Raw genomic sequence first — 12,668 nt, forward strand, 5'->3', positions numbered from 1 at the left:
CGCATGAACCTGGTGACCGGCGATTACGCTCGCCAAAAGGGAGCGACCACCGCCGGTGTGCGGCCCGAGCATCTGGTGCTGTCGAAGGAAAGTGGGCTCTGGCAGGGCAAGGTGACGGTGGCCGAACATCTCGGATCGGATACCTTTCTGCATCTCGAGGTCGACGGTATCGGGCCGATCACTGCCCGCACTGACGGTGAGTTCGAATGCAAACACGGCGATACCGTCTTCATTACGCCCGATGAGACAAAGATCCACAGGTTCGAAGAAAAGGGTGTGGCGATCTAGGTGCTGGCTTTCACAGGATTTTTCATTCACAGCGGACCCGCAGGCGCGTGGGCTTACCCCCCTCTGCCCTGCCGGGCATCTCCCCCTCAAGGGGGGAGATCGGCAAGAGGCTCTTTCATCGCTTCACTCGCAAGCTTGGAGATGTGCGAGACTTTGCCGCAGATCGATCTCCCCCCTTGAGGGGGAGATGCCCGGCAGGGCAGAGGGGGTAAGCCCCACGCGCCTGCGGGTCCGCTGTGAACGAAAAATCTTGTGAAAACTCCCATCCAGCCGAAGCCTCCACAATAGACGACAGAAGGGCAATCTGATGCCACGGTTGGCGCGTTTGCGAAGGTTCTCAACGTCTCCAGCTCTCCGTCCTTCCGGCTTTAGCCAAAATGACGGAGGAGGCATACAACGGCACAGGAAACCCTCCCGCCGAGTACTATATGAAGCCTCACGCCTCGCCGACCCTCACGCCACTCCTGTCGAAGACATGCAGCCTTTCCTGCGGGAAACCGACCCGCAGGGATTTACCCGGCTGCAACAATGCCCGGTCTGACGAAAACAGCTTGAACGGCAATCCATGCACGGTGAGGTGCAGGATGACGCCGAGGCCGGTCGGCTCGACCAGATCGACCGTCGCTTCCACACCGCCTTCAGCCGGCGCTACAGTCACATGTTCCGGGCGGATACCGAGCGTGACCGACTCGCCATCGGCGAGATCCACTTCCCGGCCAAGCGCCAGACGCGTGCCGTCACCCAGCACGACGAAACTGCCGCCATTCTCCCGTCCGATCCGGCCTTCGAGAAAATTCATGCCCGGCGAACCGATGAAGCCGGCGACGAAAAGATTGGCGGGGCGGTCGTAAAGATCGAGCGGTGCGCCGATCTGCTGCACATGGCCGGCATTCATGGCGACGATCCGTGAGGCAAGCGTCATCGCCTCGATCTGGTCATGGGTGACGTAGACCGAGGTTGCGCCAAGATCGGCATGCATGCGCTTGATCTCGGCCCGCATCTGCTCGCGCAGCCGGGCATCGAGGTTGGACAGCGGCTCGTCAAACAGGAAGGCTTTTGGCTGACGCACGATGGCGCGGCCCATGGCGACGCGCTGGCGCTGGCCGCCGGAGAGCGCCTTCGGGCGGCGGGCGAGATAGGGATCGAGGCCGAGTTTCGCGGAAGCACCGGCCACCGCCGCAGCGATGGTTTCTTTCGGGCGGCGGCGCAGGCGCAGGCTATAGCTCATATTGTCGGCAACGCTCATATGCGGATAGAGCGCATAGGACTGGAAGACCATGGCGATATCCCGATCCTTCGGCCGGCGATCATTGACGCGTTCACCGTCGATGGACAGGTCGCCGGACGTTATCTCTTCAAGGCCGGCGATCATGCGCAGCAGCGTCGATTTTCCGCAGCCGGAGGGACCGACGAGGACGATGAACTCACCATCCCTGATATCAAGATCGACGCCATGCAGCACAGCGAGGTCGCCATAGGTCTTGCCGACATTCTTCAGCTCAATGGAAGCCATGGGATTATCCTTTCACCGCACCGGCCGTCAGGCCCTGCACGAGATAACGTTGAATGAGCAGGAAGAAGAGACAGGCCGGAATGAGCGCCAGAACGCCCGCCGCCATCATCTGCCCGAAATCGACGGAGAATTTCGAAACGAAGGTCAGAAGGCCAACCGGGAACGTGGCGCTCTGGTTGCCGGAAATCAGCATCAGCGCAAACAGAAGCTCGCTCCACGCGGCGGTGAAGACGAAGCCGAGCGTCGCGGCAATGCCCGGAAGCGTCAGCGGCAGAATGATCTGGCGGAAGGACGTAAACCGGCTCGCCCCGTCGATCATCGCCGCCTCTTCCAGATCCTTCGGAATACCATCGAAAAAGGACTGCATCAGGAAGGTGGCGAAAGGCACGTTGAAGGCGGTGTAGACGATGACGAGGCCGGTCAGACTGTTGGTAAGCCCGAGCGGCGACAGCATCTTGAAGATCGGCGCGACCAGCATGACCAGCGGAAACATCTGGGTGATCAACATTAGCGCGACGATCCAGTATTTGCCCTTGAAACGAAAACGCGACAGCGCGTAACCCGAGAGCGAGGAGAGTATCGTCACGGCAAGTGCCGTGGAACCCGCGACGATGACGCTGTTCTTAAAAAACGTCGGGAAGGCACTGTTTTCTATGACGAAACGATAATGATCCCAGGTCGCCCGCGATGGCCACATCCTCACTCCTTCGCTATAGAGCAGATCATTCGGCGTGACGGACACCTTGAGCAGCCAGAACAGTGGGAACAGTGCAAAGGCGATATAGGCAAGGATCGCTAGACGATGGGCAAGGGTGAGAAATATCCTTGAGGTCATCGGTCAGTCCTTCTCGATCAGGCGCTGGCGCAGCAGCACGATCAGCATGGAATAGGCAAGCAGCAGCACCAGCAACACCAGCGCAATGGCCGAGGCATAACCGAAATCCAGACGCCGGAAGGCCTGGGTGAAGATGTAGCTGGCGACGATCTGCGTGCGGTCGGCCGGTCCGCCATTGGTCATGACGATGATGAGATCGGCGAAATTGGCGATCCAGACGGTGCGCAGCAGGATGGTGATGGCGATGGTGGGCGCCAGAAACGGCAGGGTGATGGAGGTGAAACGCTGCAGCGGGTTTGCCCCGTCAATTTCCGCCGCCTCATAAAGATCGCGCGGGATGGCCTGAAGTGCGGCAAGCAAGGTGATGGCGAAGAATGGAATGCCCCACCAGACATTGGCGATGATCGGCCCCCACATGGCAAGCTGCGGATCGGCGAGAATATTGTTGGGTGCGGATAACAGCCCGAGCGAGACCATCCAGTGCGGCAGCGGCCCGATGACCGGATTGAACAACCATGCCCAGTTGAGACCGGCAAGGAAGGTCGGCACGGCCCATGGCAGGAACACCAGTGCCTGCGCCAGCCCCCTGCCCGCAAAGGGTTTATCGAGCAGCAGCGCCAGAATGAGGCCGAAGAAGAATTGCAGGAAAACCGAAGCGCCGGTCCACCACAGCGTATTTTTCAGCGCCCGGTAAAAAGCCGCATCCTGAGACAGAGCCTCCAGATGTTTGAGGCCAACGAAACCGCCGGAAAACGGATTGAGCAGCTGCACATCGCGAAAGGCATAGGAGAGGCCAAGCACCAGCGGCACCAGCATGACGGCGACGATGAGCACGAGGACCGGGGCGCTGTAAAGCCACGGTTCGGCCCAATCGGCAAACCGCCGCATCGCGGGCTTGCCAGCCGGTTTGCGCGCGGCCACCGGCCCGGCGCCATGGGCATAGGACATTGTATCGCTCCCTGATCGGACGACGAACGGACGGGTTTTCCAGCCTTTCGGCTCACCGATCCGAAAAATTTCTATGAAAAGGCCTGTCGCAGCGAAGGCCGGCAAGACCCGCCGCACGGGCATTTGCGCCCGCACGGCCGGTCAATGTCGTTACTTCGAGGCCAGGAACTTCTGCTGCGCCTTGGTCATGTAATCAGCCCATTGCTTGGCAAGGTCTTCCGGCGTGATATCGCCGAGCAGCGCTTCCTGCGATGTCTTGATCACAAGCGAATCCTTGAAGAAGGCGAATTCCTCAAGATAGGTCGGCATCGTCGTCGGCACGGCGTTCTTGTCGGCCAGTTCGTCGAACCAGCCCTTGAACTGCTCGCTGGCATAGAAGGGGTCCTTCTCCGCCGACTTGTGCACCGGCAGCGCGCCGGTCTTCTTGTTCCACTCGATATTGCCTTCCGGCCCTTCGAGCGTCTCGATCAGCTTCCAGGAAAGGTCCTTGTTTTCGGATTTCGACATCATCGACCAGCCGGCGAAACCGATCGTCGGGAAGGTCTTGCCGTCGGGGCCCTTGGGCATGGTCATGACGCCGAAATCTTCCGGCTTCATGCGCTGGGCAATGGCGATAAGGGCGTCCGGATCCTGATCGAGGAAGGCGCAGGTGCCGGAATAAAAGCCGGCGACGATCTCATTGAAGCCCCAGTTGACGCTGTCCTTCGGCGCCAGGCCGTTCTTGTAGAGATCGACCACATAGGTCAGGCCCTTCACCCAGCCGGGGCTGTCGAAGGTGGAGGTGCCTTCCTTGGTGAAGAACTCGTTCGAGCCGGCCATGGAAGCGCCGAACATGACCCAGCCATTGAGGCCACCCGGGCCGCCGCGCAGGCAATAGCCATATTTGCCGGGAAGGGCCGCGACCTTCTTCGAGGCGTCGGCGAATTCGTCGAGCGTCTTCGGCGGCTCCTTCACGCCTGCCTGTTCCAGCAGTTTCTTGTTGTAGAACATGGCGCGGAGATAGAAGCCGTAGGGCAGCATATAGGCCGTGTCCTTCACGTCGCGGCCGAGTTCCAGCGTGCGGTCGCTGAGGCCCGCAGTGTGCTCCCATTTGGCGAGATAGGGCTCAAGGCTTTCGAGCATGCCGTTATTGGCATAGAGCGATAGCCATGTGTCGGGCATTTCCATCACGTCAGGCACATCGCCAGCCGAGACCATGGTGGCGAATTTCTGGAAGGCTTCGCTCCACGGCAGGGAGATGATTTCCACCTTGGTGCCGGGATTGGCGGCCTCGAATTTCGAAACGATGCCCTTCAGCGTTTCGGTGCGTTCCGGGCTGGTGATGACTTCCACCAGCTTCAAAGTCGTGTCCGCCAGCGCCGTTCCGGTCATCAGGGCGGTGAAGATTGCTGCTGTTACCAGTTTTTTCATGTCGTTCTCCCCTTTTTGTCGTCAGTTTAAAAACGCGTCAAGCGGCGGAGGCCGCCTTGATCGCGGGTTCGAGATCGTTCCAGAGCGCTTCCGTGCCCTCCAGCCCGACATGCAGGCGCACCGAACGCGCGCTGATGCCGAAGGTGTGGGCGGAGTTTGGCTGCGCCTTCTGTTCGAGCACCACTTCCCCCGGAACGATCAGGCTTTCATGCCCGCCCCAGGAAACACCCAGTTTGAAAAGCTTGAGGCGGTCGGCAAAAGCGCGCACATCCACCCCTTCCTTGAAGATGAAGGAAAACAGGCCCGACGTGCCGTTGAGACCCGGCGGCAGGCGGTTCGCCAGCCCCGGATGGCAGACCTTCTCCACCACATCCAGCGCCTGCAGGCGGGTTGCGATCTCAAGCGCCGATGCCTGATGCGCCTTCATGCGCAGCGGCAGGGTGCGAAGCCCGCGAATGAGCAGCCAGGCATCGAAAGGCGACATCTTGCCACCGAGATAAGGATAGGTTTCCGCCCGGATGCGGTCGATCATCGCCTTCGAACCGGCCACCACGCCGGAGACCACGTCGCTATGGCCGCCCAGATATTTCGAGGCGGAATGCACGACGAGATCGACGCCGAGCGAGATCGGCTGCTGGAAGACCGGGCTTGCCCAGGAATTGTCGATGACGGTGACGGCGCCGTGCCGCTTGGCAATGGCCGCCAGCGCGCCGACATCATGGGCCTCCATCACCCAGCTCGTCGGGCTTTCCATGTAGAACAGCTTCGCACCCGGCATCGCCTTTTCAACCGCCGCCTCGTCGCGACCGTCGACATAGACCACCTCGATATTCATGCGCTGCATGAAGGTGCCGAACAGGCGGAATGCATCGGGATAGACATGGCGCACGGCGACGATCCGGTCGCCCGGCGAAACGAAGGAGAGCACGGTGGAGGAAATGGCCGACATGCCGCTTGCAAAACCGAGCGCATCTTCGGCCCCTTCGAGCTTCGCCAGCATCTCCTCAAACAGCCGCACGGTGGGGTTAAGCCCGCGCGTATAGACCGGCCGCACCTTTTCGCCGCGATAGGTGGAGACCATTTCGTCATAGCTGGAAAAGGTGAAAAGCGAGGTCTGCACGATGGGCGGCACCACGGCCTCGAAGGCGTGGACCTCATCATGAGCGACGATCAAAGAGGCGGGATCGAAGAGATCGTTGCCTTGGTTCATTTCGACATGTCCTTGATATCCTCCTCGACGACAGCGAGGATTTTCAGTGTTTCTTCACGCGCACCGGCTGCATCGCCGGCGGCGATGGCGTTGAACAGCGTGCGGTGAAAGGGGAAGGAGCGGCCGGCGAAATCCGGGCGGTCGAAGGGTTTCGACCAGAAGCGTTCGAAGCCTTCGCGCATCTGCTCCAGAAGCTGCTTGAACAGCGTATTGTGGGTGGCGTCGTAAATCGAAAGATGGAAGGCGAGATCGGCCTTGCCGGAGGTTCCCTCGGCCAGATGCACCCGCTCCATCTCATCGAGACGCGCTTCCATCGTGGCGATATCCTCTGGCGTGCGGCGTCGCGCGGCGGCCATGGAGGCCTCCACCTCGATGCCACGCCGTACCTCCAGCGTCATCAGCAGCGCATCGCGCAGGCTTTCGGCATCGATGGAAATCGGCATATGCACGGTGGCGGCGGAAATCGGCTTCAGCAAATAATTGCCGCTGCCTTTGCGGCTGTCGATAACGCCCAGCGCCTGAAACTTGCGAATGACTTCACGGATGGTGGAGCGGCCGACGCCGAGCGCTGCCATCAGTTCCCGCTCCGCCGGCAGCCGGTCTCCCGCCCTCAGCCCTGCCCGCTCCACATAGTCGGAAAGCGCGGCTTCCACCTGGCGCACGCGGTCGCTCGGCGGAATTGGCTGCATGAGTTCCCGGCTGGACCTGTCCAAGACGCACCCTCTAAATTGGTCTGACATCTTACCATTTCAAACAGCATGTCGATTGTCAACCGGCAAGGCGGCCGGGCGTGCACACCATTCGGTTGGAGTCGCGAAAGAGTACCGGCGCAACCGCTCGATACGGAAAAAGGTCGAGACGGGAGATGGCTTAAGTGAAGAGATTCATGCGCCGAATCACGGCGACTGACGGCCGTCGGCTAAATCGCCGTCGCGCGGGCCACTCCACGCGCCAATGCATCGGCATGCTCGTTGCCGACAGTGCCGGAATGCCCTTTGCACCATTCTATAACCACATGGGGATGCCGCTCCAGCAGGCTGTCGAGCTGCTGCCAGATGTCCCTGTCGGGGATCGGTCTTCGGCGGCTGCGCTGGTTGGGCGTGATCCGCTTCCAGCCGTTGTTGCGCCAGATCGCCCTATATCGGCGGCAGCCTTCGATGACATGAACGGCATCCGTCCAGAGTGTGACTGCCCGTGTTGGCGCCTCGACGGCGATCCAGGATAGTGCGTTGAGAACGGCGAGGACCTCGAACGTATTGTTCGATGTGCCGACAGTCCTGCCTGAAGCGGAATGGACTTGGTGGCCCGCTTCATGAACCACGAACGCCCATCCTCCGGAGCTGGAAGCATCGTCGAAGGAGCCGTCGGTGAAGATGTGAAGCGCATCGGACATGAGGAGGCTTTGTAGCACCAATATGGAAATCGCTAAAGGAAGAGTTCCAGGGCCGTTGCATAAACACAAAAGCAGAGAGGGCGGCACAAGCCACCCTCCCCGAACTCACAGCGATATGGTCGAACTTACTGGCCGAGCACGGCCGCCGTGATCGTCTCGATATTGTGGTTGATCATGTCGATATAGGTTGCAGCCGGGCCGTCAGCGGTCGAAAGCGCGTCGGAATAGAGCGTGCCGCCAACCTTCAGGCCGGTTTCGCTGGCGATCTGGTCGATCAGCCGCTTGTCGGTGATGTTTTCGACGAAGATCGCCGAGGCCTTGTCGTGCTTCACCTGATCCACCAGCTTGGCGACATCGGCGGCCGAGGCTTCGGATTCCGTCGAAACGCCTTCAGGTGCGAGGAAATTCAAGCCATAGGCATGCTCGAAATAACCGAAGGCGTCATGCGAGGTGATGATGACGCGCTTTTCCGGCGGGATGGCGGCGATCTCGGTCTTCACCTTCTCGTTCAGAGCGGCAAGCTTGGCGATATAGGCATCCGAATTGGCGGTGTAGGTCGCGCAACCGGCCTTGTCGACCTCGCAAAAGGCGCCGGCAATATTCTTCACGTAGATTTCGGCGTTCTTGATCGACTGCCAGGCATGCGGGTCGAACTCGCCGTGATGGTGATGTCCTTCATGTCCGTGGTCGTGATCATGGGCCTCGGCGGTCTCATGGCTGTGGCCGGCTTCCTCTGCCTTGTGGTCGTGACCTTCCTCTTCCTCGGCTTCCGGATGGGCGTGACCTGCCGGCTCTTCGGAAAGCTTGAGCGGCTCCACGCCCTTGGTCAGTTCCACCACCGGCGCCTTGGTGCCGCTGGTGTCGATCAGCCGCTTCAGGAAGCCTTCGAATTCCAGACCGTTGACCAGCACCACATCCGCCTTGCTGACGGCGACGGCATCGGCCGGGCGGGGTTCATAGACATGGGCGTCGCCATCCGGCCCGACCAGCGTGGTGATTTCGACGCGGTCGCCGCCGACGTTCTTCGCGAAATCGGCGATGATCGAGAAACTGGCAACGACCTTGAGTTCGGCGGCGGAGGCCTGCGCCATCAGAACCGGGGAGAGGGAAAGAAGGCTGGCGCAGGTGGCCAGACGGAAGGTTTTGAACATGAAGGTTCTCCTTTTTCGAACGCTGTTTTCAGGCCGTCCTGTGACGGCCGGAACCGAGAAGATCGCTGAGCACGCCGCGCGTGCCGATGAGGATGGAGAGCGCATAGATGACGCCCGCGGAAAGGATGATCGCCGGGCCGGATGGCAGCGACGCGTGATAGGACAAAAGCAGACCGGCAAAGCAGGACACCATGCCGATGCCGATGGAAATGAAGCACATGGGCGCGACACGGTTGGACCAGAAGCGGCTGGCGGCGGCGGGCAACATCATCAGCCCGACGGAAAGCAGTGTTCCCAGCGCCTGAAAGCCGCCGACCAGATTGAGCACGACGATGGCAAGGAAGAGGAAATGCACCGGGCTGCCCCAGTTGCTGACCGAGCGCAAAAACAGGGGATCGAGGCATTCCGCCAGCAGCGCCCGCCAGACGGTTATCATCACCACCAACGTCACGATGCAGATGCCGCCGATCAGGCCAAGCGCCTCATTGTTCAGCGCCAGCACGGTGCCGAACAGCACATGCATCAGATCGACGCTGGAACCGCGCCATGAGACGAGCAGCACACCGAGCGCCAGCGAGATGAGATAAAAAGCGGCAAGCGAGGCGTCTTCCTTCTGGATGGTGAAGCGTGACACAGCACCGGCACCCAGCGCGACCAGAAGGCCGACGGCCAGCCCGCCGATGGTCATGGGCAGGATTTCCAGCCCGTAGAACAGAAACCCGATCGCCGCTCCCGGCAGGATGGCGTGAGACATGGCGTCGCCCGTCAGGCTCATGCGGCGCAGCATCAGAAACACACCGACCGGGCCGCAGCTGATGGCAAGGATCAGCGCACCGGCAAGCGCGCGCTGCATGAAGACATATTGGACGAAGGGTTGGATGAAGATATCAGCCATGGACATTCGAATTCGCGTGGGAGTGGGCATGGGAATGGGCGGATGCAGCCTGCGGACTTGCCCCGACGATCTGCAGCGAAGGCGCCTCGGCCGGCTCGCACCAGGGCGCATTCTCCTCCCACGCCTCGTGGAAATGCCGCGCCTGCCGGATGTTCTCCGCCTGCAGGACCTCGGCCGTCGGACCCAGCCCGACAAGCTTTCGGGCAAGGAACAGGGTCTCCGGAAAATGCTGCCGCACGAGCTGGAAATCATGAAGGACGGCCAGAACCGTGCGCCCCTCCGCCACCCATGATTTGATGAGGACCATAAGGTCGGAAACGGTGCGCTCGTCGACGGCGTTGAAGGGTTCGTCGAGCAGGATCAGTTGCGCATCCTGCAACATGGCGCGGGCAAACAGGGCGCGCTGCATCTGGCCGCCGGAGAGCGAGTCGATATTGCGCTTTTCGAAACCGGAAAGCCCGACCGCCTCCATCACGCGGCCCATCGCCGCCCGGTCTTCGGGACGGTGGCGGCCAAGCAGGCCGCGTTTCGGCCAGAGACCAAGCGCCACCAGATCCCGCACTTGCGCCGGAAAAGAGCGGTCGAGTTCCGATTGCTGCGGCAGATAAGCGACGGACAGATTTGGGCTTACCCGGCATTCGCCGCCGAGCGGCTTCAAAATGCCGGCAATGCCTTTCATCAGCGTGGATTTTCCCGAGCCATTGGCGCCGACCACCGCAGTGAGCGAGCCTTTGGCGATATCGCCATTCAGATGATGCACGGCCGCGCGGCCGGCATATCCAAGCGTCAGATTTTTGAAGGCGAGGCACGGATCGCTCATCGATCCCTCCGGGGCAGGATGTCATTCGATGGCCCTTGATATGTAATGTTATTACATTCGTCAAACGAATATGTAATGAAATAACATTAACTATCGGAAAGATACGTTGCGCTTCGCATAAGCCGCAGCTCCGCATTGCGGGGACGCTTTTTTTCTGTCGCCCGTTGACAGGCGGTCAACATGTAATGTTATTACGTTACAAAACAAAGACGGGGCAGCACCGAACCCGTCGTTTCCAGATCGTGCGCGTGGTCGCCATGAGGTCCACGCGAGCGTTGCCAAAGAACGAGGTCCATATGTCGCAAAAACTTCCCGTCACCGTGCTTTCCGGCTTTCTCGGCGCCGGCAAAACGACGCTTCTCAACCATATTCTCGCCAATCGCGATGGTCTGCGCGTGGCGTTGATCGTCAATGACATGAGCGAGATCAATATCGACGCCGCACTGGTGCGCGATGGCGGCGCCAATCTCTCCCGCACGGAAGAGCAATTGGTGGAAATGACCAATGGCTGCATCTGTTGCACGCTGCGCGACGACCTCCTGACGGAGGTGCGGGCGCTGGCCGAACAGGGCCGTTTCGATTACCTTCTGATCGAATCCACCGGCATCGCCGAGCCGCTTCCGGTGGCCGCGACCTTCGATTTTCGCGATGAAAACGGCCGCAGCCTTTCCGATGTTGCGCGTCTCGACACCATGGTGACGGTGGTGGATGCCGCCAATCTTCTCAACGATTACGGCTCGTCCGATTTTCTCGCCGACCGGGGCGAAACGGCGGGCGATGGCGACAACCGCACCATCGTCGACCTTCTGGTGGAGCAGATCGAATTCGCCGATGTCGTCGTTCTCAACAAGATCGGGACTGCCACACCGGAACAGCGAGACGCCGCCCGCAAAATCATTGTCGGGCTGAACCCGGATGCGAAATTGATTGAAGCCGATTTCGGCAAAGTGGTGCTGAAGGAGGTTCTGGGCACGGGGCGTTTCGATTTCGCCAGGGCCGAAGAACACCCTCTGTGGTTCAAGGAATTGCACGGCTTCAAGGACCACATTCCCGAAACCGAGGAATATGGCATCCGCTCCTTCGTTTACCGCGCCCAGAAACCCTTCGACCCCGTGCTGTTCCAGCGTTTCATCGACCGCGCCTGGCCCGGCGTGGTGCGCGCCAAGGGCTTCTTCTGGCTGGCGACGCGTCCGCGTTATGTCGGTGAGATCAGCCAGGCCGGCGCGTTGGTGCGTACCGGCAAGATGGGCCTGTGGTGGTCCGCCGTGCCGAAGGAGCAATGGCCGCGCGAAAAGCAGTTCCTCGATATGATGAAGCCCTATCTCGATCCGGTCTTCGGCGACCGCCGACAGGAAATCGTCTTCATCGGCTCCGACCCGATGAACGAGGCGCGCATCCGCGCGCAGCTCGATGCCTGCCTGATCGATACCGAGGCATTCACACCGGATGCATGGCGGCATCTACCCGATCCTTTCGCAAGCTGGGACCGGCAGGCGGCTTGATTGTCTCCACCGCCCGCATTTCAGCCGAGTGGTTGCGTCTTTCGCCTTCTCCCCGCCGGGGAGAAGGTCGCGGCAGCGGGATGAGGGGGCAAGGGCAGTGAGTTACGGCAGCGTTGCCCCCTCATCCGACCCTTCGGGCCACCTTCTCCCCGGCGGAGAGAAGAAACAGGCCGCAGCGTTTCTTGCGAAACACTACAGAAAATTCAGCGTCACCAGCGCCAGAACGAGATAACGCCCGACCTTGGCGATGGTGACCAGCAGCAGGAAGACCGGCAGCGGTTCCTTCATGATGCCGGCGGCGACCGTCAGCGGATCGCCGATCAGCGGCGCCCAGCTGATGAGCAGTGACCATTTGCCATAACGACGATACCAGTTCTGGGCGCGCTCCAGCGCCGCCTCACCGACCGGAAACCAGCGTTCATGCCGAAAGCGCTCGATGCCTCGGCCGAGCAGCCAGTTCGCAAAGGAGCCGGCGACATTGCCGGCGCTGGCCACGACGACCAGCAGCCAGACGGGCTGCGATTTCAAAACGATGAGGCCGGCCAGTGCGGCCTCCGACTGCATGGGCAGAATGGTCGCCGCGATAAACGCCGTCAGGAACAAACCCGCATATACCGCCAGATCGGCCATTGCCCGCCCTTCATCATCCGCGAATCCCGCGCTGCCCCTGAAGTGGCGGATGAGGGCGGCGGCGGTCAAGCGC

Annotated in this window: 13 protein-coding genes; 2 read left to right on the top strand and 11 right to left on the bottom strand. The window is 60.8% G+C overall.

The features are described 5' to 3' along the window. Window positions 1–288 (top strand): TOBE domain-containing protein (locus tag L904_RS08900; RefSeq protein WP_156428575.1); only part of this gene is annotated, 288 nt, incomplete at its 5' end. Window positions 289–724: 436 nt separating this feature from the next. On the opposite strand, the gene L904_RS08905 is transcribed toward L904_RS08900, so the two are convergent. The 10 genes from L904_RS08905 to aztA form a co-directional block, all read right to left on the bottom strand. After that, window positions 725–1,801 carry an ABC transporter ATP-binding protein gene (locus L904_RS08905; RefSeq protein WP_020813329.1) on the bottom strand — a complete coding sequence of 359 codons (1,077 nt, stop codon included), beginning with the start codon at window positions 1,799–1,801 and terminating at the stop codon, window positions 725–727. Window positions 1,802–1,805: 4 nt separating this feature from the next. After that, window positions 1,806–2,636: a carbohydrate ABC transporter permease gene (locus L904_RS08910; RefSeq protein ID WP_020813330.1), complete on the bottom strand. Its 831-nt coding sequence runs from the start codon at window positions 2,634–2,636 to the stop codon at window positions 1,806–1,808. A gap of 3 nt (window positions 2,637–2,639) precedes the next feature. Next, window positions 2,640–3,584 (bottom strand): carbohydrate ABC transporter permease, encoded by a 945-nt coding sequence (locus L904_RS08915; protein WP_003525091.1) that lies wholly within the window; start codon window positions 3,582–3,584, stop codon window positions 2,640–2,642. 150 nt (window positions 3,585–3,734) lie between these two features. Further along, on the bottom strand, window positions 3,735–4,994 hold the full coding sequence (locus tag L904_RS08920; protein ID WP_003525092.1) for a sugar ABC transporter substrate-binding protein: 1,260 nt from the start codon (window positions 4,992–4,994) through the stop codon (window positions 3,735–3,737). A gap of 37 nt (window positions 4,995–5,031) precedes the next feature. Further along, window positions 5,032–6,204 carry a PLP-dependent transferase gene (locus L904_RS08925; RefSeq protein ID WP_020813331.1) on the bottom strand — a complete coding sequence of 391 codons (1,173 nt, stop codon included), beginning with the start codon at window positions 6,202–6,204 and terminating at the stop codon, window positions 5,032–5,034. Beyond that, window positions 6,201–6,893, bottom strand: a complete 693-nt coding sequence (locus L904_RS08930) for a FadR/GntR family transcriptional regulator (protein ID WP_031234537.1) — start codon at window positions 6,891–6,893, stop codon at window positions 6,201–6,203. Before L904_RS08930 ends, L904_RS08925 begins: the two co-directional genes overlap by 4 nt. Window positions 6,894–7,123: 230 nt before the next feature. Continuing rightward, window positions 7,124–7,597, bottom strand: coding sequence for a ribonuclease H (locus L904_RS08935; protein ID WP_020813333.1), 474 nt, complete (start codon window positions 7,595–7,597; stop codon window positions 7,124–7,126). Between the two features lie 125 nt (window positions 7,598–7,722). Beyond that, the gene (aztC, locus tag L904_RS08940; RefSeq protein ID WP_020813334.1) at window positions 7,723–8,748 is read right to left on the bottom strand and encodes a zinc ABC transporter substrate-binding protein AztC; all 1,026 of its coding nucleotides are present in this window, start codon (window positions 8,746–8,748) and stop codon (window positions 7,723–7,725) included. A 28-nt stretch (window positions 8,749–8,776) separates the two neighbouring features. After that, on the bottom strand, window positions 8,777–9,643 hold the full coding sequence (aztB, locus tag L904_RS08945; protein WP_080657678.1) for a zinc ABC transporter permease AztB: 867 nt from the start codon (window positions 9,641–9,643) through the stop codon (window positions 8,777–8,779). Beyond that, complete coding sequence (gene aztA, locus L904_RS08950) at window positions 9,636–10,463, bottom strand: zinc ABC transporter ATP-binding protein AztA (protein ID WP_020813336.1); 828 nt, start codon at window positions 10,461–10,463, stop codon at window positions 9,636–9,638. Before aztA ends, aztB begins: the two co-directional genes overlap by 8 nt. 296 nt (window positions 10,464–10,759) lie before the next feature. On the opposite strand from aztA, the gene zigA reads away from it, so the two are divergent. Beyond that, window positions 10,760–11,965 carry a zinc metallochaperone GTPase ZigA gene (gene zigA / locus L904_RS08955; RefSeq protein ID WP_020813337.1) on the top strand — a complete coding sequence of 402 codons (1,206 nt, stop codon included), beginning with the start codon at window positions 10,760–10,762 and terminating at the stop codon, window positions 11,963–11,965. Between the two features lie 192 nt (window positions 11,966–12,157). On the opposite strand, the gene L904_RS08960 is transcribed toward zigA, so the two are convergent. After that, the gene (locus L904_RS08960) at window positions 12,158–12,595 is read right to left on the bottom strand and encodes a YqaA family protein (protein WP_031234538.1); all 438 of its coding nucleotides are present in this window, start codon (window positions 12,593–12,595) and stop codon (window positions 12,158–12,160) included. Window positions 12,596–12,668 lie beyond the last annotated feature (73 nt).

This window comes from Agrobacterium sp. LY4 (assembly GCF_001526585.1).
Classification (GTDB): Bacteria; Pseudomonadota; Alphaproteobacteria; order Rhizobiales; family Rhizobiaceae; genus Agrobacterium; species Agrobacterium leguminum.